The 21137-nt window shown below is 38.3% G+C and carries 19 protein-coding genes; 7 read left to right on the forward strand and 12 right to left on the reverse strand.

Annotated elements, in window-relative coordinates:
- The 7 genes from LEP1GSC195_RS04865 to LEP1GSC195_RS04895 all read right to left on the reverse strand — a co-directional run bounded on the left by LEP1GSC195_RS04865 (position 1) and on the right by LEP1GSC195_RS04895 (position 7014).
- Complete coding sequence (locus tag LEP1GSC195_RS04865; RefSeq protein ID WP_040506368.1) at positions 1–819, reverse strand: NADH-quinone oxidoreductase subunit B family protein; 819 nt, start codon at positions 817–819, stop codon at positions 1–3.
- On the reverse strand, positions 816–2246 hold the full coding sequence (locus LEP1GSC195_RS04870) for a hydrogenase large subunit (RefSeq protein ID WP_015680383.1): 1431 nt from the start codon (positions 2244–2246) through the stop codon (positions 816–818). Before LEP1GSC195_RS04870 ends, LEP1GSC195_RS04865 begins: the two co-directional genes overlap by 4 nt.
- A complete protein-coding gene (locus LEP1GSC195_RS04875; RefSeq protein ID WP_015680296.1) occupies positions 2234–3340 on the reverse strand; it encodes a proton-conducting transporter transmembrane domain-containing protein in 1107 nt (368 codons plus the stop codon). Before LEP1GSC195_RS04875 ends, LEP1GSC195_RS04870 begins: the two co-directional genes overlap by 13 nt.
- 106 nt (positions 3341–3446) lie before the next feature.
- The gene (locus LEP1GSC195_RS04880) at positions 3447–4058 is read right to left on the reverse strand and encodes a hypothetical protein (RefSeq protein ID WP_002975507.1); all 612 of its coding nucleotides are present in this window, start codon (positions 4056–4058) and stop codon (positions 3447–3449) included.
- A gap of 8 nt (positions 4059–4066) precedes the next feature.
- Positions 4067–4945 carry an NADH-quinone oxidoreductase subunit H gene (locus LEP1GSC195_RS04885; RefSeq protein WP_015680376.1) on the reverse strand — a complete coding sequence of 293 codons (879 nt, stop codon included), beginning with the start codon at positions 4943–4945 and terminating at the stop codon, positions 4067–4069.
- On the reverse strand, positions 4946–6691 hold the full coding sequence (locus LEP1GSC195_RS04890) for a proton-conducting transporter transmembrane domain-containing protein (protein ID WP_015680286.1): 1746 nt from the start codon (positions 6689–6691) through the stop codon (positions 4946–4948).
- A gap of 38 nt (positions 6692–6729) precedes the next feature.
- Positions 6730–7014, reverse strand: coding sequence for a hypothetical protein (locus tag LEP1GSC195_RS04895; RefSeq protein WP_015680448.1), 285 nt, complete (start codon positions 7012–7014; stop codon positions 6730–6732).
- 58 nt (positions 7015–7072) lie between these two features.
- Here LEP1GSC195_RS04895 and LEP1GSC195_RS04900 point away from each other — a divergent pair, with 58 nt between their 5' ends.
- From LEP1GSC195_RS04900 to LEP1GSC195_RS04910, 3 genes are read left to right on the forward strand one after another with little or no spacing between them, the layout of a single operon-like run.
- Entirely contained in the window at positions 7073–7777 is a 705-nt protein-coding gene (locus LEP1GSC195_RS04900; RefSeq protein WP_015680396.1) for an ABC transporter ATP-binding protein, read from the forward strand.
- On the forward strand, positions 7774–10236 hold the full coding sequence (locus tag LEP1GSC195_RS04905) for an ABC transporter permease (RefSeq protein ID WP_015680247.1): 2463 nt from the start codon (positions 7774–7776) through the stop codon (positions 10234–10236). Before LEP1GSC195_RS04900 ends, LEP1GSC195_RS04905 begins: the two co-directional genes overlap by 4 nt.
- Positions 10237–10273: 37 nt before the next feature.
- On the forward strand, positions 10274–11182 hold the full coding sequence (locus LEP1GSC195_RS04910; RefSeq protein WP_015680487.1) for a hypothetical protein: 909 nt from the start codon (positions 10274–10276) through the stop codon (positions 11180–11182).
- Between the two features lie 3 nt (positions 11183–11185).
- Here the strand turns inward: LEP1GSC195_RS04910 and LEP1GSC195_RS04915 are convergent, their stop codons facing one another.
- From LEP1GSC195_RS04915 to LEP1GSC195_RS04925, 3 genes are all read right to left on the reverse strand, one after another.
- On the reverse strand, positions 11186–11938 hold the full coding sequence (locus LEP1GSC195_RS04915) for a hypothetical protein (RefSeq protein ID WP_015680332.1): 753 nt from the start codon (positions 11936–11938) through the stop codon (positions 11186–11188).
- Positions 11939–12496, reverse strand: coding sequence for an orotate phosphoribosyltransferase (gene pyrE / locus LEP1GSC195_RS04920; protein WP_015680342.1), 558 nt, complete (start codon positions 12494–12496; stop codon positions 11939–11941). It lies immediately after the preceding gene.
- 116 nt (positions 12497–12612) lie between these two features.
- Positions 12613–13599, reverse strand: a complete 987-nt coding sequence (locus tag LEP1GSC195_RS04925) for a cytochrome-c peroxidase (protein ID WP_015680454.1) — start codon at positions 13597–13599, stop codon at positions 12613–12615.
- Positions 13600–13872: 273 nt separating this feature from the next.
- Between LEP1GSC195_RS04925 and LEP1GSC195_RS04930 the strand changes: the two genes are divergently transcribed.
- Positions 13873–14220 carry an LEPBI_I2431 family sigma-54 regulated protein gene (locus LEP1GSC195_RS04930; protein WP_015680364.1) on the forward strand — a complete coding sequence of 116 codons (348 nt, stop codon included), beginning with the start codon at positions 13873–13875 and terminating at the stop codon, positions 14218–14220.
- 87 nt (positions 14221–14307) lie between these two features.
- Positions 14308–15240: an ornithine carbamoyltransferase gene (locus LEP1GSC195_RS04935; RefSeq protein WP_040506371.1), complete on the forward strand. Its 933-nt coding sequence runs from the start codon at positions 14308–14310 to the stop codon at positions 15238–15240.
- Positions 15241–15295: 55 nt separating this feature from the next.
- Here LEP1GSC195_RS04935 and LEP1GSC195_RS04940 read toward each other — a convergent pair whose 3' ends face one another.
- Positions 15296–15730 carry a globin domain-containing protein gene (locus tag LEP1GSC195_RS04940; RefSeq protein ID WP_040506419.1) on the reverse strand — a complete coding sequence of 145 codons (435 nt, stop codon included), beginning with the start codon at positions 15728–15730 and terminating at the stop codon, positions 15296–15298.
- 198 nt (positions 15731–15928) lie between these two features.
- Here LEP1GSC195_RS04940 and LEP1GSC195_RS04945 point away from each other — a divergent pair, with 198 nt between their 5' ends.
- Both LEP1GSC195_RS04945 and LEP1GSC195_RS04950 read left to right on the forward strand, forming a co-directional pair.
- The gene (locus LEP1GSC195_RS04945) at positions 15929–16918 is read left to right on the forward strand and encodes an HpcH/HpaI aldolase/citrate lyase family protein (RefSeq protein ID WP_015680435.1); all 990 of its coding nucleotides are present in this window, start codon (positions 15929–15931) and stop codon (positions 16916–16918) included.
- A 267-nt stretch (positions 16919–17185) separates the two neighbouring features.
- On the forward strand, positions 17186–19003 hold the full coding sequence (locus tag LEP1GSC195_RS04950) for an alginate export family protein (RefSeq protein WP_015680309.1): 1818 nt from the start codon (positions 17186–17188) through the stop codon (positions 19001–19003).
- Between the two features lie 9 nt (positions 19004–19012).
- Here LEP1GSC195_RS04950 and LEP1GSC195_RS04955 read toward each other — a convergent pair whose 3' ends face one another.
- Positions 19013–21085, reverse strand: a complete 2073-nt coding sequence (locus LEP1GSC195_RS04955; RefSeq protein WP_040506373.1) for a methyl-accepting chemotaxis protein — start codon at positions 21083–21085, stop codon at positions 19013–19015.
- Positions 21086–21137 lie beyond the last annotated feature (52 nt).

The raw sequence follows: 21137 nt of genomic DNA on the forward strand, positions 1-21137 counted from the left end.
TTATTTTTCATTCTCTAAAATTTTGTGAAGCTCCTCTTGAAACCGGAAGGAAAATCTTCCCATTAAAAGACGAAAACCTTGAAGAATGACATCGGGTCTAGGGGGATCTCCTGAAATATAAAGATCAGGCTCTTTCGGAAGTTTGCCCATAGGATACAATCCACCGCTAACAGCTTCTGTACCGCAGGCAATGAGGGCTTTGGGTTCGCTCATGACATCCCAAGCTGTTTCTAGCGGACCTGCCATCCTTTCACCAACGGGACCAGAAAACACAATGGCATCCGCATGTTTAGGACTAGCAACACAACGAACCCCTTCCCTTTCCGAATCAAAGACCGAATTGAAAGAAGCATTGAGTTCCGATTCCACAGTATTGTTTCCAGCAGCGGCAACCTCTCTATAGAGAAAACCGCGTTTCTTTGTTAAGGTGCGAAATTGCTCTTGGTTTGGTGTTAGTGGGTTTGGTAAGCCACTAACTTTTTCCATTCGCCCGGAAACATACGTGACTTTCAATTCCTCACGACTTAAGGCAAAGGTATAAATAAAACCTGAATCACGAAGTTTACCATCTGAAGATTCAGTACAAAGTCCACACTGCAAACATTTTCCATAATCAAACTGAACTTCTGAATCAGATACAATTCGAATCGCTTTGGTGGGACAAACTGCCGCAGATGGACCTAGGGAACCAGATCCTTCCTTCATCTTTGCCGTAGGTACAGGAATGCCACGACTTGTCGGATGAACAGGAGAGGCTGTATCAAAATTCAACACATTCTTAGGAAAAATAAAGCTCTTCAACTCATATAAGAAATTCATAGATCAAACCCAACATAACTAAGATTAAATGATTTATTATTCAAAGGAAAATCTCCGACTTGTTCTCCACGAACTGCCAACTCCAAAGCATGCCAATTCAACACAGATGGATCACGAATATAAGAATTTTTCACAAGACCTTCATTATCGAAATCCAAAGACACAAGTAAAGGACCACGCCATGCTTCCACCGCAGCTGTATAAATCCCCGCTTTCGGTTTCCAATCTTTTTCAATCTGGTTCCCTTGGGTTCTATCATTTTCTGACCATAAAGCTTCCCAATCCAAATCATCCAAATGTGTTTCCATCCATTTTAATGATTGTTCAATTTCCGTATAACGGATGTACATACGAGCCCAAACATCTCCATTATAATGATGGTGTTCTTCCTTTAGTGGCAACGCAGTCCAACCTGGATAATCAGGATTATCAATTCTTAAGTCATCTTCTACTCCGGCCATCCGAGCAACCATCCCTAAGAATCCATTTTTCTCGACATCGAGTTCAGAAATAAAACCGCAACCCTGCATCCTTTCTTTTAAAGTAGAAACAGAAAGAGCTCTTAATATCTGTGGACGAACTCGTTTAAAATAAACTTTTTTTAAATTAAAAAAAGCGTCTTTTGCTTGTTTTGCGGTAATGCGTTTATTGACTCTAACTCGACCCGGACGAACTGCTGCTTTTCCAAAACGATTTCCCGTCCATGTTTCCATAAGACCCAGGGCAGCCCCTCTATCCGTAACGCAAACCCCATAAAGCGGGTAATAACCTATATCTTCCGAAATCCCACCTAAATCCCCAATATGAACTGCAATTCGTTCCAACTCGACTAGAAAGGAGCGAAATAAAGCGATATTTTGGGAAACCTTTATCCCAATCATTTCTTCATAAACTTTACTAAAGCAGACCGCATAACCAACACTAGTATCACCAGAAATGGTTTCAGAAAAAGGCAGAACCACTGACATTGATTTCCCTAGAATTTTTTCACGAATCCCTCTGTGTTGAAAACCCAAACGAATCGTTAGGTGACGGATTTCTTCTCCCTCTACGATAAAACGGAAGTGCCCCGGTTCGATAATTCCTGCGTGAATCGGACCCACAGCATGAGAATAAGTTCCTTCGTGAAAAGGAACATGCAATCCATGATAGGCCAAGTCCCGGACAATTCCCGTTTTCTGATGTAAAGAAAGGTTTTTACCTCTATTGTCAGATAAATAATCTTCTTCCTTTAGATCCGAATAATCTTCAACTCCCATATCCTGCCCAAAGGCATGACGAACAAGCCAAACCGGATATTGCGGATCCAAAAGAAAATCAATATTACTTTTTTTAGATCCTACTTCTTCGCGGATCATTTTTTGATCACGAATCACATACTGGTGGTAGACACCATCGAAATTAGTAATGCCTGTTATCTTTTCCATATATGTTCTGCCATTAGATATGTTAAACCGTATGAACCAACCATTACGGTGAATAAAAAACTAAACCAAAAGAATACCAACCGTGTTTGTAGTATTCCATATACCCCTGATTCAAAATTCCGATTGGGCAAACGAACCAAAGGTAATACTTTGTTAAGTGCGATGAAAAAGAAAATGGCTCCAACGATGGGGAACAAAAACAACAAGAACATTTTTTGTTTGATCGCAATCTCTATAACTTTTAAATCCAAAACAAAAACAGGAGATAAAGGAAATACGAATGCTACAAGCAGTGCTAACAAATACATATACAATGCTTTATGGCTAAGGGAAGATTTTTCTAGAATCTGAGAGATGTTCCTTTTCCCTGCATCCATCCGTAAAATCCCCATTGATAGAAAAACCAATAGTTTCACAAGGACCGTTGTTGTTAACAGAAAGTAAAACACATCATCAGATACATCTAACCACAAAAATAAAGTGAGCATCCCTGTATGGAAAAGTGCCACCTTAGCTGAAATCCGACGAATGTCTTCTCGTGAAAAAAGAATTAAGGTAGAATATAGGATGGTTAAAACACCGATAAAAAGTATTCCATTGGCTGCGTTAATCACATGCGGATTGATCTCGCGTTCTAACTGTATCAGAGGACGTAAAGCAAGAACCACACTTACTGGTACAAAAGAGGCGATTAAAGAAGAAATTTGACTTGGACTCTCCGCATAAGTATCTCCCACCCAAAAGTGATTGGGAACAAGTCCCAACTTTCCGCTGTAACCGTAAACGGTAAGCAGGATTCCTGTTTCAATCAAAAGCCCACTTTGACCAACTAACCCTTGCTTTAGGGAAACAAAATCTAAATTTTCCAATGGAGTAGAAGCAAACAAAAGAATTACAATTCCTAAGAATGCAAGTCCAAGAGCATAGGAATTGATTAGCAAAAACTTCCAACCAACATGAAAAGAACGTTCTGTACCACTAGAGGAAATAAGCAATGCCCCAAAAAGCGTAGATGCTTCAATCAAGATCCACTTAAGAACAATATTATCAGTAAACCAGGAGTAAAACAAAGAACCAAAAAAACAAATCTTCAAAATGCTCCATAACCAAATCCGAGTTTGTCCTTTCGTCGGCGCCAAAACGGAAACAAAAAAATAACAAGGAAAGCCAAAACTCCAGAAAAATAAAACAGCTGCGCCATCATAGTTTTCTCTCCTTCGTATGCATGTGAGGAGAGAGTTGCAAAATTCCCCCAGAAACAATAACAAGAATGGCATCCAAAAAGGACCCAAACTCAAGGCCCACCGGTAGACCTTTGTCTAAAACCATAGTCAAAACAAAAATTCCGTTTTCAAAAACACAAAACCCCGCAATAAGAGCAAGCCAGTTTCGCCTAACAACAAAACAGAGTATACCCACATACACGAGTAAAATCACATAAATGAGTCCAATTTTATGAACAGGAATCGAAAGAACGGACACACCTTCAGTAATCTTAACTGCTAAAACCAAACCGAGTACCATAAATAACAAGGTGGCAAGGTATCCAAAACGAGGGGCTGTACTTTCATTCATCTTGGATTTATTTGCTGTCCAATTCAAAACCCAAGGAGTTAAGATTCCCTTAAACAAAACAACCATCACGATTAGTGAGATGGCATGTTTCCAATCTCCTTCATGCGTTTGTAAAACAGGGAAAACCAAAAGGAACCCTTGAGCGCTTAGAAAAAAAATAATACGACTCAACCGGTTTTCTACCAAGACCACAACACCGGTGAGTAACAATAATAAATAGATAAAATCGTATATCATAATAACCCTTAAGACAGTTTAACTAAAGTGCCTAATATTAAAATCGCAATGAATGTTAAGCCCATAAACTCAGGGATCCAAGTCCATTTCCTGCGAACACTATTTGACTCCCAAAACCCTAGGATGATCGCGAGGAGTATGACCATCGGTGCAATCATCAGCTCTCTTGCAAAACTATCCAAAACGTCATTTTTAAATAACTTAGAATGTTCAAGTGCCAACTTCACAAGAAAAACAAGTAGTGTAGACAGTTTGATAGAGCTGGCTAAATCAAAAATTCCTAACTGTTTTCCCGAAGCTTCCAGAATCATTGCCTCGTGAACCATTGTTAGCTCCAAGTGAGTTCTTGGATCATCAAATGGTGGTTTTGCGAGCTCAGCAAGAATTGCAATAAAGGCTAAAGAAAGAAAGAGTAAACCGATAAGGGCCCCTTGTGGACTTACTGAAATTTCGATATGGGACTGTGCCGCTAGAATCATCAAAATAAAAGTGGGTTCGACCATGACCGAAAGTAAAATCTCTCTTCCAGAAGCCATCCCTCCAAAAGAAGAAGCCCCTTCCATCGCAAAACTCACGTATGCGAACCGGTAAAGAGCAAGGAAAAATGGAATGAGAATAAATGGAGCCCACTCAAACAATACCACACTCCAAATCATCAGAGCCGAAAACAATGCCACCCTCGGTGCCAAATGTGTAAAATCGGAAATGTTTGTATGCGAAATTGGATTTTTTCTTAGCGATTTGTCCACTTCCCAAAAAAACTGAAGTAATTTTGGGCCACGCCGTCCTTGAGCATAGGCACGAACTTTCCGTATAATACCCGTTAAGAGAAAAGGCATCACAACAAAAAGAATAACTAGATAAAAATAATACAAAAATGAATTCATCTACAAACCTCCGAAGTCACCCAAAATAAGCAGTGAAAAAATGAAGATCAGAAACATAGAAGAGATCGCCAGGTATTTACTAACGTCCTCTTCCTTGGGATGATTTGTTGCTGACATAAATCTCGTACCCAATCTAAAAAAGGAAGTAATTCCTCTTATTAGAAAGGAATCCACTTTTGACTCGCCGGTTTTACTTAAAAAATATCGACCAAGCGAATTCCTTAGTGGTAGAGAGAATACAGAGGTCGGTATGGAAAGTTCATGACCACTGTAACCCCCTCCACAATCCCAGTTTTTTGTTTTTGGTTTTCCGAATCGTTTTAATTGATAATGATCATACAAACGGAAAATAAAAACAGCACCAACAGTGACGTATGATACCAATGCTAAAGTCCAAAACCAATCCGCTAACTGCGGATCCACAAAAGGACTTAACATTGGCAAACGAACAAAGTAAGGCAAAACTAAAGGAAAGATAAAAATCACTAAAGCCAAACTAAACAAAGATATGGTTACCCATCGTCTCTTTTGCTCCCCAAAAGGTTGAATATTAATGTCTTTACCCGGAGTAGACAAAAACAAACTCATAAACAATTTGATATGAGTGAATCCACCAAGGACAATTCCAAAGAAGATAAATATCATAGAAGGCAAAAGGAAAACCGAACGACCGATGGGCATATCTAAGATGCGAGCATTCAGATAAAAGTATGTTGCTTCAGAAACAAATCCCAGAGTTCCAGGTAGGACCGCATAACTAAATGTACCTGCTCCAAGTAACAGTGGAGAAATTCCGAGTAATCTACCAATCCCCTTTAGTTCATCGCTGGAACTTGAATTTTTGAGTCTTGCCACCATACCGATTGAGAACAACTGAAATGTTTTTGAAAAGGAATGGTGAAATAAACTTAAGAAAAACAAAATTCGAAAAGAATTACTCAGATTCATAAGCTCAGCATCAACAGAAAATTGAAACATACCTGCTATGATCAAACATAACCATAAAAAATTAATCGATTCAACGGAACTATAAGCCAATGATATTTTCGGATCTTTGTGAAAGAAACTGGTGATACCACCAAAAAAAATTCCAAGTGCTGCCAGTGGAAACAAAACCTGGTAAATAATAGGATCCAATTGGTTCGGAAGGACATACCTGTAAAATAGTAAAAGCGGGAATACTTCCAACACACCGGCAAAAGCTCCCAGTGCATGTGACGGACCACCCTCATTCACTTTAGGGATCCACAAATGAAACCCAGAAAATCCCGATTTAATCAATAGACCAACAAGAAGTAATATGATACCCACGTTGTCCCCATCGGGTAATATCACCCAGGCGGACAAAAAGAGTGCCGAAATTCCAGAAGCAAGAAGTAAGGAACCTAAACTTTCAATTTGTTTTTTTCCAAACTCTGTTCCTGAATAAATCAGAATGGTAGAAAAGGAGGTCACTTCCAAAGCAATCGGAAGGATGAGCGACTTACCCGACAAATAACAAACACCGAGGGCTGACCAAAAAATGATATAACCGATGGTGACTTTGTTTTTTTCCTTTGGCTCATAAGACTGAACCAACATAAAGGATGAAAATCCAATATAAGCCTGAATCACTAACCCAACTAAAATGGGGAAGTCCACGGACAAAATATCATAATCAGAAAACAAGAATATAGCAAGTGGCGAAAGCGCAGATATACCTACTAGGACAGATCTGAAGATTGAAATTCTTTCATCTTCTAACATAACTACCTCAAAAATAAAATTTTAAAGAAATAAATGTGTTATGTAAAGTTGGGAGGGCCCCGACGATCCGGGAATTTAATAGAAATGATATTAGGAGAAATTGTTGCAGAGATGAGAAAAGAATAGGAATGAAAGACTGAGATATAAACCGGAAGAGAGGGAATATAAAGAAAGTTCTCTTCTTCCCCAGGAGGTTCTTCGAAATTTTTCTCGCAGGTAAAAATTTCTCCAGACTCGGTAAACTCCGCAAGCGTTGTCCACGATTGTGACTTTCCGATGACTAAAACTGAGAGGAGTAGAATGAAAAATATACGTGCTATCAATCAGTTTTACCTTAATCTTGATATTCTCGACTGTCATATATATGGGAAGTTATTTTTCGTGAGCAATGAAAAAAAAGAATCAGTCTCAAAATCTGCCATCCAAATCCAACATGTAAACAAAACCTTTTACCAAGGTGAGGTAGCCTTCCCTGTTTTGAATGACGTTTCATTTGAAATTGAAGAGAAGAAACTAGTTACCTTAATGGGACCCTCAGGCAGTGGAAAGTCAACACTACTGAACATTCTCTCTGCGATTGAATCAGCAAATTCAGGACAAATCACTGTATTTGGAAACAAACTCTTTGGTGCGAATGAAAAAGAACTTACCATTTATAGACGAAAAACAATTGGGATCGTCTTTCAGTTTTTTCATTTATTTCCCTATCTTTCAGCGATAGACAATGTTTCTTTACCATTATATCTTTCCGGTATCTCAAAATCCGTTGCCGAAGCCAAAGCAAAGGAAGCCCTTTCACTTGTTGGCCTAAGTCACAGAAAAGATTTCACTCCCAAAGAAATGTCTGGCGGTGAAAAACAAAGGGTGTCAATTGCAAGAGCCATCGTCCACCAACCAAAACTAATCCTTGCGGATGAACCTACCGGAAACCTAGACTCTGGGTCTTCTGAAATGATTATGAAACTATTCAATAGATGTGTCAAAGAATTGGGTATATCAGTATTTCTAGTTACCCATAATGAACAAATTGGAGAATCAGGTGATATTAACTTGCGAATGTTAGATGGCAAAATTCAAAACAAATGAAGTTTGTTTATTATTTATTTATATTCGGATATTTCAAAGATAACCTTCCTAAGACATTATTATCTATCACGGGGATCAGCTTAGGAATTGCTTTATTTGTAAGCACTCAGATCAATTCCTGGAGGGCTGAACAAAGTGTTCTTGACCAAATGATAGGATATTCTTCTGAAAAATTTATAGGAAGGTATGTAGCAAACAATCAAAACCAAGGAGCAAAAGACAGTTTTCTGGAAGAAGTTGAGTCTCACATACCAGAAAATATACGATTAGAGCCAGAATTCCAAACGAAAGGTACCTTCAGCTTAACAAAGGACCAAATACAGAGCATTCCCGTCATCGGAAAAGACATTCTTTTGTCTTCTCAGATAATGCCACTATCGAAAGAAGGAAAAGGCCAAATACCAAAATATTTTATAAGCCAATCCCTTTCAGAAAAACTACAACTCCAAACAAACAAAACGAATTTATCAATCTGTGAAAAAGAAATTTCGATACAAGAAGAGGATTTTCAAATCATTCCAACAGAAGGTATCTTTTTGGTAATGGATATAACAAGGCTTCAGTCCTTATGTAATCAAAAAAATCAAATTACTTCTATATGGTTAATTCACGATGAAAATTCTGGTGCAAAGTCTTCACTCGAAAATACAAAGTCTCCAGATTGGATCTATGAATCGAAGGAACTTATACTCGAACGCGCAGGTATTGCACTAGGTTCACTGAAAATTAACCTAACTATTGTTTCATTAGTATCAGTACTTATTTCATTTTTTATGGTTTCCAATATGTTTACGGGACTCTATCTATCGAGAAAACGTGAATTTGGCATTCTGTTATCCATCGGGACAAACAAAACCAGTAATTTCCTATTATTTTTGGTCCAAGCTATTGTCATCGGAGCATTGGGAGGTATTGTCGGAATACTGTTTGGAATTTTTATTGCCAACACAAACTTTCTAACAACCGTTAACACAATCACTGATATCAACCAAATTCGTTCTTATCGTCAAATACCAATATCCATTATAATATCAGGATTCTTCATTTCTGTTCTTGGATCCATTTTAGCGTCAATATATAACTCATACAAAACTTTCCAAATACTCCCCATTGATCTGATCCGAGAAAGAGATGTTTCGAAGTCAATTTTCCTTCTTGGGCTTTCTAATCAGAAAACCTTCATTCTCTCAACTTTATTCATCATTGTGGGAACGGCCATCGGCCTGATTAGTTTTGCAAAACAGATTTTACCAGGAATGTTGGGAGTTGGCCTTGTCATCCTTGGATTTGTAATGCTTAATTTTCTTTGCATACCATATCTAATTCAATTATTGGATAAATTACTTTCAAGATTTCATTTTCCTCCTGCGGCCGAAATTGGATTAAAAGAAATAGGAATCGAACCCTGGAAACATGGCCTCACTGCTTCTACAATAATGTTATCTACTTCTCTAGTTTTCACTCTCACGAGTTTAACCAATAGTTACGAAAGGTCCTTGATTCGGTGGGTGGATGGCGAAAACAAATCAGATTACTCTCTTATTAATGAAAAAAAGCTGAACTCAGGGGAACCCGGAGTTCCCGTTTCCCTTTTTGAAACCTTGTCCACGGATCCACACTTTTCCTCTGTTGAACCTTTCTACATTGATTCAAAATTTATTGTAAATGGGAAATATTACACCTTACATGTGTTCAATTTCACAAGTAACTATAATAAAAATGATCTAATTGTTTCAAAGAATTTATGTTTTTTAGATCAAATCTGTAAAGGAAATTCTATCACGATCAATACAGAATTGAATTCCAGAGTTTCCATGAATATTCAGGATGAAAAAGATCACTTTTTCTCAGAAAGAGGAACCATCATGATGGATTATTCCTACTTTCAGAAAAACTTTAAGATAAAGTATCTAAACTCGATACGGATTACCAAAAACAAAAAACTTTCAGAAAAAGAAACAACAGACTTACTGCAAAATATAACAAAGAATTTTGACTTAAAATATATTAACCAAACAGAATTAAAGAAATTGTACATGGAAGGAATGAACCAAGTTTTTTCTATATTAGATACTCTAAAGATTTCAGCACTGATCATTTCCATTCTTGCTCTTACCACATCTCTCGTATATTTCATAAGAGAAAAATCACAACTGTTAGCAGGACTAAGAGCAATAGGAATGGATTCATTTCAGATGTTCCAAATGATTTACTGCCAAGCATTATTTCTCGTATCTTTTGGCATTTTTTCCGGAATCCTTAATAGCCTCATCTTATCGCCAATTGTTATTTTTGGAATCAATCGAAATGCTTTTGGATGGATCCTCGATTTCCAATACCCACTCTCTCTTGTAGTAAAACTCCCGATACTAATTCCCTTAATCACATTTTTCATTTGTCTTGTTCCGTTCTCTTTCCTAAAACAGATGAAAATTTCGAAGGAATTGAAATATGAATAATTCTTTACCGAAAAAGTGCTAATGGTAATTTCTATTCATGGCTGGAAGTATCAAAATTTGTTTGGAACTCGCAGAGATGATTCGGAAAGAGAATCTCGAATCTAGAGAAAAAATCCCGACTTCAGATACACATTTACGGATCTGGTCCTCCCAACTTTCTAGAACAGAAGAAGAACTCCGGAAGTTACTTACCGCACTTAGAGACTGCCACTACATTTTCATTGTATCAGTAGTTGCTCCTGACCAAAATTTATTTGTCTATGGAGAAGATGCTTACGTTTTTGCAGAACCGTTCATTTTAAACGAATTAAAAAAACATTCAGAAGAAACGCTGGAAAAACTTTACGAAGCGAGTAATTACAAAAGAAAATCAGCTTTCCAAATCACACGTGAACTGTTTCCGAAAATCAAAGAGTTCAACAACACACCTTTAGGTCGATCCATCAATGTTTCGGTAATGCTTGAAGAATTTCAAAGGATGCTTACTGCCCAAAGTTATGAATATACAGACCAATGGCGAAGAAACAGACTCCAGGAAATTTTTAAAGACGAAGTAATTGCAGCAGAAGAGTTAGCGAATGCAGCTTCGGTTCGAGAATTCGATTCAACAAAACGTGCTGTAGACCAATTAAAGGAACAAGGCCCCAAAGAAAAGGTTGATCAAAACTGGGTCAAAGCAAAAGAAAATTTTTCCACTGAATTTTTATTACGAGTTCACTTTAGAAAATACGAATTTGATGTTGTAAAAAAATTAATCCAATCGGGGAAATTGAAAGAGGAAAAGGATATTAAATATGTTCGTGATACTCTACAATTAATGGAAAATAGAATGGAACAAGACAATCTTTTGAAGAGATATTCTACCGAAATGATTGAACTTAGAAGATATGCCCAAGCAAAACTAAATTTGCTCAGGCAAAGTGTCGGATCGAAACAAGAAAACTAAGAATTAATTTTTAAGCCAACCTGACTTATCTAACTGAATGTAAACCTGAAAGAAAAACACCACCAAACTTATAAAAATCATTCTTCTTTTTAAGGAAAACTGACTAATTGTATGATTCTGTTTTTCGGGTAAATACAAAAGGTAAATAATTAAATTTACATTAAAAAACAAACCCAAAAATTCATTTGAAAGGATGGGAAACTTTTCCTTAACTACCGGAGTATAAGTTGCAATCAAAACCAAAATACTTGGCAAAAAGTAGAATGGAGTTTTGGCATTCCACAATCTATCTTCGGTGAGATCGGTGACTCGTTTGAGTCCCGTTTCTTTTTCAAGAATTACAACTAAGTCTTCCTGTTGTTCAATATTCACAAGAGGATAAATTTTTTCTTTTGTTTCCAATACAATACGATTGTATCCACGAAATTTATCTGTTGTGATTTGTTCTAAATCTTTAATCCGGATGGTGGCACAATTTCCATTAGCATCAAATTGTTTTAGCGATCCACCTTCGAGTTCAATTCTTCCGGAAGAAAGCATCTCTACTTGTTTTAGAAAATTTTTCCTTAAAAACCAAAAGAACAGTGCTAACAAAGGAAGAAAAATTGTGAAAAATTGTACTCTACCCGCAGGAGGCACCTGCAAGCTGTTATACGAAACAAAAACAACAAATAAAGAAATAACAGTCCATGTTCTTTTTAATAACTTATTTCTAAATAAATTTACATCATATAGAAATGTTTTTTGTATGCTCATTTAAAAAAACTCACTTTTGCGAAAGATAGATTCCATCTGAACACCTGCCTTTTCCAAATTCTCTGCACCACCCTCTTCCCGATTTAAGATACAGATTCCCTTTGTGACAGATATACCAGCTTCTCTTAAAACTTGGACTGCCTTAAGAGTCGATCCACCTGTAGTAATTACATCATCTACTACCAAACATGATTTAATTTCCTTCCAAAAACCCTCGATTTGTTGGCCGGTCCCATGTCCCTTTGTTTCCTTTCTCACAACTAATGGGTAAATCAGTTTCCCTTTTTTTTGATAAGCCAAGGCAATCGAATATGCTAAGGGATCGGCGCCGAGAGTGAGTCCCCCCACTGCTTGGAATTCAATTCCCATCTTGGGGATGATCTCCTCTACAAAACATTCAGCGAGGACCGCAAGACGTTCTGGGTGGAGAGTGATTTCTTTACAATTGAAATAATGGTGGGATTCAAGCCCGCTTGCCAGTCGAAACGGAGATTCCGAATACCGATAAACGTGAGATTTCATCCAGGCAAAGAGTTGGTCTCGATAAGTTTGGGACATAGTCTAATTATTCTTCCAATTCTGACTCGGAAAGTATATTTTTATTCAAGAGAGATTAATTGAACCGCAGAGGAGCTCGCATAGACATACGAACTCCTTGGATCATAAAAAATGAATTAATTGGTTCTGGTTTTGTCAGACAAAGTGCCAAGGAAGAGCACAATTTTATTTGTTTCTTCATCGGAAAGATTCATACCTAATTGGTGGTACGCCATCTTTTTTACTGCATCCTCTAAGGTCTTTACTTGGCCATCATGAAGGTATGGTCCAGTCAAAGCGATGTTTCTTAGGCTCGGTACCTTAAAGAAAAATTTATCCTCTGCTTTTTTAGTTACATTATAAAGCCCAAGGTCGTTTGTTTTGTATTCATTTACTTGGCCAATTTTTCTATAAGAATTTCCACCGAGTAAATTGCCCGAATGGCAAGAAGTACAACCTGCAGAAATAAAAGCTTTAAAACCCTCTTGTTCTGCTTTCGAAATGGCTTTATGATCCCCGTTGATAAAATCATCAAAACGGGAAGATGTGATAAGAGTTCTTTCAAATGCAGCAATCGCACCCGCTAGGTTCTCGTAAGTAACAGGAGTTTTGTCATTAGGATAGGCTTTTGCAAATAAAGCAGGGTATTGTGCATCTTCGTTCAATCGTTTTAGAACTTCCTTTTCAGAAGGCATAGCCATCTCTACCGGATTCAGAATGGGGCCTTTTGCTTGTGCTTTTAAATCTGCAGCGCGTCCATCCCAGAATTGAACAAAATGAAATCCTGCATTGAGTACAGTAGGTGAATTTCTATCTCCATTTTTACCGAAAGCACCTGGAGAGGTAGGAAGATTGTCCACACCAGCACCTTTCCCTTCCACATTGTGGCAAGAGTTACAAGATTGTGTTTCATTTAGGGAGAGTTTTTTCTCGAAATAGAGTTTTTTTCCCAGAGAAATGAGTTCCGCAGTATCATTTTCCGATCCTGGCATTTTTGCAGGAAGGGCACCAATGATTTGTTTGGCTTTCACTTGCAAATCTTGGGTCTCTGGCGAAGGCCCACAATTGGCGAGCGATACGAATAGAAGGGATAGAAGAAAAGGTGTAAATATTTGTTTGAGCATATATTTGGAATAGTCCTAAAATTTACTCAGAATCGGCAAGTTAGAAATAATATAAATTCAGTCTAAACTTAGAATCATTTCAATTGTATCGAAACGATACAATTTGTACCGTCCAAATTCATTTCCAACTCCTCTTTAGACTTTAGAATCAACAATTTAGGGCAAATGGATGTCTTCCTCATTTTATAGAAGTGACAAAGTGGAAAAACCAGTCTCCTTTTGCTCTTGGCACGATTTATGCTTATAACTGTTCTAGACCTTTAGGAGTTGTATATGTTGAATACAAGAAGAACCGATCGAATTGAATCTTTGGATTGGGATGATTTGGTCTTAAAACTTTTTTCTATTAATGAAAATCCAGAATTCCTTTTAGCAAAGATTGGGAATATTTCGGAACTCGGTGTAAGTGGAAGTTTAGATAAGGACATCGAACTGAACGACCGTGACTTTGTGGCGGGAGTCATTGAAAGTGATTTAACGAGATCACGTATTTCCTTTAAAGGGAAAATTGCTTGGAGAAAGGAAACAGACCAAGGCCTACTCTTTGGAATCAAATTTTCAGAAGAGCTGATCCTTCCCAATTTTATCATTGCTCGGTCTATGGCGGAATCCGCAGCTTAAAAGAGAAAAAAATCAGGATTCAAGGTTAGATTCCGTCGAGAATCTCTCGATTTGAATCCGATTCGATCCGATATTAGTTGGGAAGCTATGTCCCAAGTCAAACATTTGATATCTTGGCAAGATTGGAGTGATGGAGAAATCCGTGAACTTCTAGAATTTGCAGTCTATGTAAAGAAAAATCGAGTTTATTTTTCAGGACATATGGCCGGCCGTTCTCTTGCCATGTTGTTCCAAAAAACTTCAACAAGAACGAGAGTTTCTTTCGAAGCTGGAATGACGGAACTTGGCGGGCACGCCATTTTTCTAGATTGGATGGCATCCAATTTTCTTCTTTCTGATATAGATTTTGAAGGGAAGTATCTTTCTAGTAACGTTGCCATCATTATGGCGAGACTCAAAAGACACGAAGATTTATTAGTATTAAAATCCGGTTCCACAGTTCCTGTGATCAATGGATGTTGTAATTTATTTCATCCATGCCAGTCTCTCGCAGACATCCTAACTATTGTTATGGATTCACCTAAAGATTGGCAAAAGAAAAGTTTATGTTATATTGGCGTTCATAATAATGTCGCAAATTCACTGATTGAAATCACAGCAGCACTGGGAATTCAGTTAACCCTGGTAACACCTATCGCAGCAGAAGAGTCTATCGTCAAACAATCCATCGAAAGAGGGAAATCCAAGGGAACCATCTCCTGGGAAACGGATGTCAAAAAAGCTGTTTCTAATGCGGATTATGTTTATACAGACACTTGGGTGGATATGGAATACTTCAATGATCCCAAGTTCCAAAAAGAAAAAGAAGAAAGAATCCAACTCATGATGCCGTATCAAGTGAACGCAGAACTTTTGAAAAATACAAAAGCAAAAGTAATGCATGATATGCCAATCCATGCTGGTTATGAAATCACAAGAGAGATGGTGGAAAGTGATCGTTCGATTATTTTCACTCAGGCCGAAAACCGCCTGGATGCCCAAAAAGCTGTAATTCTCAAACTATTAGAAAATCATAGTTAGTACGGATTCAATTCCCTAAAGTTTGATTTGTAACCAATGATGTTGGAAAACAAAATCATTCGGTGGGAGAATCTTTGCGATTGACCATCCATCCACTAAATCCATCTAAAAAGTATAAAAAATCAATTTTGTCATCGTGTTCGAAATCAAACTTCTGTAAGGCTTCATCATAACATCGAAACCATACTGCCCTTTCTTTTTCCGAAATTGGAAAAACAAAATGGCGCATCCGCATCCTGGCAGGTCCCCATTTTTCGATATAGTAACTTGGGCCACCTAACACTTGGATCAAAAAGTCTGCTTGTTTCTCTTTGGCAAGATCCCAGTCTCCTTGAAACATCCATTGAATTTCTGAGGTGGCAACAAGATCATAAAAATCAGAGACGAGCTTACGAATGGCAACCTCCCCCCATTTTTCAAAAAGGAATTTTACATTCGGACTCGAAGGAGGAGGTCCGCCGGCAGGTGTGTAAATATCATTTGGATCCAAATCGATAGTCAGTTTTGCGAAAGGGACAAGAAGGGGAAGTCGAATTTTCGACCGGAGCCGAAGGCGGAGCCCGGATGGGCCCGGCCCCGAGGGACGAGTGGGTTCGCCCCAACTCCCCATTCGGATTTTGGTATTATTTCCTGGACGATAGGCAAAATTCACAAAACTTGGTAAAAAAATCCGAAAAAGGTATACTAAATGGCACTGACTCACCCGCAATCAGCACTCTTTGCAGGAGAAAAACCTTTCCCTATCATCCCTGCTTGTGAACACTTCGCTGGATCTGAAAAACTCATCACAAAAGCTCTCGAGTTACAAAATAAACTCGGTGGACTTTTTGATATCACGATGGACTGCGAAGACGGTGCCCAAACAGGAAAGGAAAAAGAACACGCAGAGATGATTGTTCGTATCCAAAATTCTGAACTCAACAAACACAAAATGAGTGGTGTTCGGATTCATGACTATACCAACGAACATTGGCGTGGTGACGTAGACATTCTTGTTCCAGGAGCTGGAAATGTACTCGCTTACATCACAATTCCAAAACCGACTAAAGCAAGTCAGGTAAAAGAACAAATCACATACATCCAAGATGCTTGCAAAAAAGCAGGAATCAAAAGAGAAATCCCCATCCACGTTTTAATTGAAACTCACGGCGCTCTCAATGACGTATTCGAAATTGCCGCATTACCTTGGTTGCAAGTATTAGATTTTGGTCTAATGGATTTTATTTCCGGTCACCATGGTGCGATTCCTGCATCTTGTATGAAGTCTCCTGGCCAATTTGACCACGAACTCCTTCGCCGAGGAAAAGCAAACCTAGTGGCAGCAGCACTTATGAATGGTGTGATTCCAGCTCATAACGTAACTCTGGACCTTAAAAATATCTACCAAACTTATGCGGATGCAAAACGTGCGCATGATGAATTTGGTTTTTTACGTATGTGGTCCATCTACCCTGCGCAAATCCAATCCATTTTGGACGCAATGGCTCCCAACTTTGCAGAAACACAAACCGCTTCTGACATTCTCATCAAAGCACAAGATGCAGATTGGGGACCTATCCAACATGATGGAGACTTACATGACCGTGCCACTTACCGTTATTTCTGGGAACTTGTCCAAAGAGCAAAACTCACAGGTCAAAAGCTTCCGGACGAAGTAGAAAAGAGATTCTTTTCCTAAGATTGCGGTTCATTAAAGATCGGCTTGGATAAGTTGGCCGTTTAGCGCGACTAACTTATCTTGGAAAGGCCCCTTTCCGCCGACCATACCCGATTGAAAAAGGCTCCTCTGGAGCCTTTTTTATTGCCTCGCATTCTACTGGATGATCAGAAAATAGCGATTTGGATCGAGAATCGGAAGTTTTTTCTGCTTTTACGGAATATTATTCCAATATATTAGTTTTTTCGTTTGCAATCATGGACTTGGGATTAGTTACTGTCCTAACTTATGAACAAGCGAATTTCAATATCTAAACCTTCTCTTTCCCTTTTTGTCCTTCTGGTTACCCTTACCAGCGGAACGGCGGTCTACGGCCAGGCGGAACCTACTACGAATCCCAAAGGGGAAGTCGTAACTGAACCACAACCTCCGCCACCACCACCCAAAGAAGAAAAAAAAGAAGGGTATGTGAGTCCACAAATCGGAAATCTTTCTGGGGAATATTTGCGAAGTTTGCAAGTGACTGCAAAACAAAGAAAAGCCATCCAAGAGAACAAAGGTCTATGGTTTGCAGATAAGTTTCGGGTTGGTTTCGGAATCCGGCCGAAAGTGGACTCGTTCAATAATACTGACTTTGATAAGTCCACAGCAGATAACAGAAATAATGCGCTAAATCAAACACAATTCTATGTTCTCGGAGATCTCAACGAAAATGTCCTATTTAAAATAACGTTACAAGATGTACGGCTTTGGGGTGGTGAGGTTATATCCAGTGGAAATGCGGAACAGAAATATGCCGCCATAACCAACGCAGGAACCACGGTCGATACAACCAAACAACGTGAGGTGGCACTCAATAATTACACAGGTTTACGAGAAGCATTTTTGGATTTAAAAACAACAAACCAAAATTTTCGGCTCCGTACTGGACGACAAATTCTAGAATTTGGAGACGGACGAATTCTTGGATCCAGAAACGATAGTTTGAATGGAAACTCCTTTGATGCCCTTAGATTTACTGGTAAAATCAGTAGCCATACATTAGATTTATTCGGTTCCGTCATTGGTGCTGAAAACAATTCCAATAGTCTTGTATCCAATAACTCTACGAAGTTAGGTGGAATTGGCGATTCTTATTATGGTGGTGTGCATTATAATTGGAAAGTGGCAGATTGGTTGGGACTTGATTTATACAACTACAGTTTGTTCAAACAACAAAGAAAAGCCAGTACCCCACCGATACTCTCGGATACCAGAAACTACCGAGGTGATGACCAATTGAATACCTCTGGATTTCGCCTTACCAATAGAACCAAAAACAACGGACTCCCCGATACAACAGGAATTGACTGGATGGTGGAAGCAGCTTGGCAAACAGGTTTCAACGGAGAACGCGTTACCCCAGATTGGTTAAATCAAAATGGTGTTTACTCAACCAATCAAAAAACTGGAGAATCTCCTCCACTCTCAGAAGCTGTGCGATACAAAGCCAATATTGTAGCTGTCCAACTCGGATACACACCAGTCAAAGAATTCCGAATTGGAGTGCAATATGTACAGGCCTCTGGGGATCCCAATCGTAATGATTCGAGTGTTGCTACTTACAATCCACTTTTCGCAACAAGACGGATGGCGGGAGGATCTTTACCATTTGCAGGGAATGGAAACTCCGGTCTTGTTTTCTGGCAAAATATTAAAGACTATTCTTTACACTTGAAATATGAAACGTCAAACTATGGAACTTTTATCATCAATCCACATTGGTATTATAAGGTAAAATTACAAGATGGGTATTATGACAATAATAACTATGTAAGTGGTAGTAAGGCAACTGGTGAAACTGCCTCTACCGAAGATTATTTCAATACACAAGCCTATAACCCAACCAAACCGAAGTTAGGTAATTTGGTGGCAACGGAAGTGAACTTTATTTATATCATCACACCCTTTGAAAATGTTTCTTTCTGGTTTGGAGCCACTGTAATTCGTGCGGGAGATGCCATTAGGAATCAAAAAAACAATCCCAATGAGCCAGACCCACTCCATAGGTATGACTTGAGTCCTACTGCCACAATGGCGACATTCCAAACGGTGTTTGCAATTTAGTGAAAGACTTTACTTCAACTTAAACCTTTCTACCTGTGTAGAAAGGTAGGATGCTTGAGAGGCAATTTCCCCAGCAACAATTGTCAATTGATCGGATCCCGTGGCAACATCTTGGGTTCCATTGGAAATACTAATGATTGTTTTGGAAATTTCCTCGGTAGCTCTTTTTTGTTCAAACACTGCATCTTCAATTTGTAAGTTTAAGTTGGTTAGTAGATTAGAATTCCCTGCAATATCCTTGGCATTATTTTCTTGCAACAATACCGAACCAAGCACTCTCATTGCGGAGGTTTCAAATTCTTTCACTCGACTATTGAGTAGATTCAAAACTTCTGCGGCTTCGGTTACTTTTTTGTTTCCATTTTCCACGGCAGAGTTTGTTGAAATCACTAGATCCCCAATCTCTTTTACAGAAGCACCCGTTTGTAAGGCAAGTTTTCCAATCTCTTCCGCAACCACGGCAAATCCGCGCCCGGCATCTCCGGCTCTTGCCGCTTCAATGGCAGCATTCAAAGCCAATAGATTTGTTTTTTCAGAAATTTCTGTAATGATATCTAAAACTTCACTAATTCGTTCTGCTTTTTCACCAATGTCTTCCATGGCACGAGTGGATTCATTCATTGCGGTTTCACCGACAACTGCATGTTCTCTGGATTCCGATGCAAATTTTGCAAGGTATTCCATTTCCTTATTAATGTTTTGAACTTCTTCTTGTAGAGTTAATACTGATTTATCGATTTCTTTCATTTTTACAACAGCTTCCTCCATCGACTTACCGACATTATCTGCCGATGCGGACAACTCTTCCACAGCAGCGGAAGACTCTTCTGCAGCAGATGCTTGGGTCTGAGAGGTATCTGATAGATTCTGAGAGGTAGATGCCATTTTATTGGATTGATTTCCCAATTTCTCCACTGTTTGTTTGATATCCCCAATAATGGAGACTAAACTATTTTTCATTCGATTCATAGAATGTAACAAACTGCCAATTTCATCCTGATTGATTTCTTCAGCGTTAATCGCTAAGTTTCCATTGGCGATTTCAGAAGAGAAATCCATGGCTTTTTGTAACCGAACACTGATTTGTTTTTTAAAAACAAAATTAAGAAAAAACAAAACTACTACCAAAATGATGATAGAAATCAAAGTAGAACTAAAAATAACCTGGGTAATCTGATTTCTAAAAATTGAATCGGGGATGCTGACTTGAAGTGCCCAAAATTGTGGATCTTTTCCAATATGAAATGGAGAAAAATAATGAGTGTACCCATCACTTTGAATCGTAAACATTTTACCAAGTTTAAGATTTTCTAAATAAGTTTTTAAATGTTCTGGATTTTCAATTTTTTTACCAAGTTTGGTTTGGTCCTGACCATACATCACATAAATCCCTTTATCGGATAAAAATGCAATATGGCCCTGACCACGGAAAGGTCGACTATCTCCAATTTTCTCTTGCAACGTACCGACATCTAAATCAATTCCCGCAGCACCTTTAAATTTACCTTTAGGATAAATCGGAACAACAAGTGAGATCATCTGGATTTTTTTCCCACCTGCTAAATATTCATAGGGACCAAATACTTTTGCTTTATTTGTTTTTTTTACCTGGAGATAATAATCCCCTGCTCCATTTGGATTGTCATAGTCAACAAGATGTTCTAAGTTGATTTTACCATCTGCTGTATGGTGTAAATAAGGAATGAACCTACCCGTTTTATCATGTCCAGGTTTTCCAATGAATGCGGAATCACGGCCCTCATAAGCATTTGGTTCGTAACAAAGCCAAATGGCAAAGATATCATCATTACGTTCCAAGATTTCTCTCATACTACTAATCATCGAATCGCGAGGTGGTGATGTATAAAACAAAGCAAAACGATATCCTCGAATGACACCCATCATTGCATTTAGGTGTTCTTGGATTTCAAAGGACCATTTTTCAGAAGTGATTTTTGCATTTTCTTCAATTTCAGTTTTAAGGTCTGTGATTGTTCGGTACATCTGAAAAGATGTTAGAACAACAAACCCTATAAATAAAATTCCTGCAATGGATAAAGAGACCCTTTGTCGTATACTCATAAGGATCGATCTTATGTTGTTAAAATTTTTTGTAAATATATTACCGTTTCTT

Origin of the sequence: Leptospira wolbachii serovar Codice str. CDC (genome assembly GCF_000332515.2) — a bacterium.
Taxonomy (GTDB): domain Bacteria; phylum Spirochaetota; class Leptospiria; order Leptospirales; family Leptospiraceae; genus Leptospira_A; species Leptospira_A wolbachii.

Coding starts and splice junctions, on each gene's coding strand:
- LEP1GSC195_RS04905 (WP_015680247.1), top strand. CDS start 7,774: ATGAAGTTTGTTTATTATTTATTTATATTCGGATATTTCAAAGATAAC.
- LEP1GSC195_RS04890 (WP_015680286.1), bottom strand. CDS start 6,691: ATGTTAGAAGATGAAAGAATTTCAATCTTCAGATCTGTCCTAGTAGGT.
- LEP1GSC195_RS04950 (WP_015680309.1), top strand. CDS start 17,186: ATGAACAAGCGAATTTCAATATCTAAACCTTCTCTTTCCCTTTTTGTC.
- pyrE (WP_015680342.1), bottom strand. CDS start 12,496: ATGTCCCAAACTTATCGAGACCAACTCTTTGCCTGGATGAAATCTCAC.
- LEP1GSC195_RS04870 (WP_015680383.1), bottom strand. CDS start 2,246: ATGGAAAAGATAACAGGCATTACTAATTTCGATGGTGTCTACCACCAG.
- LEP1GSC195_RS04945 (WP_015680435.1), top strand. CDS start 15,929: ATGGCACTGACTCACCCGCAATCAGCACTCTTTGCAGGAGAAAAACCT.
- LEP1GSC195_RS04955 (WP_040506373.1), bottom strand. CDS start 21,085: ATGAGTATACGACAAAGGGTCTCTTTATCCATTGCAGGAATTTTATTT.
- LEP1GSC195_RS04865 (WP_040506368.1), bottom strand. CDS start 819: ATGAATTTCTTATATGAGTTGAAGAGCTTTATTTTTCCTAAGAATGTG.
- LEP1GSC195_RS04880 (WP_002975507.1), bottom strand. CDS start 4,058: ATGATATACGATTTTATCTATTTATTATTGTTACTCACCGGTGTTGTG.
- LEP1GSC195_RS04915 (WP_015680332.1), bottom strand. CDS start 11,938: ATGAGCATACAAAAAACATTTCTATATGATGTAAATTTATTTAGAAAT.
- LEP1GSC195_RS04885 (WP_015680376.1), bottom strand. CDS start 4,945: ATGAATTCATTTTTGTATTATTTTTATCTAGTTATTCTTTTTGTTGTG.
- LEP1GSC195_RS04935 (WP_040506371.1), top strand. CDS start 14,308: ATGTCCCAAGTCAAACATTTGATATCTTGGCAAGATTGGAGTGATGGA.
- LEP1GSC195_RS04925 (WP_015680454.1), bottom strand. CDS start 13,599: ATGCTCAAACAAATATTTACACCTTTTCTTCTATCCCTTCTATTCGTA.
- LEP1GSC195_RS04910 (WP_015680487.1), top strand. CDS start 10,274: ATGGCTGGAAGTATCAAAATTTGTTTGGAACTCGCAGAGATGATTCGG.
- LEP1GSC195_RS04930 (WP_015680364.1), top strand. CDS start 13,873: ATGTTGAATACAAGAAGAACCGATCGAATTGAATCTTTGGATTGGGAT.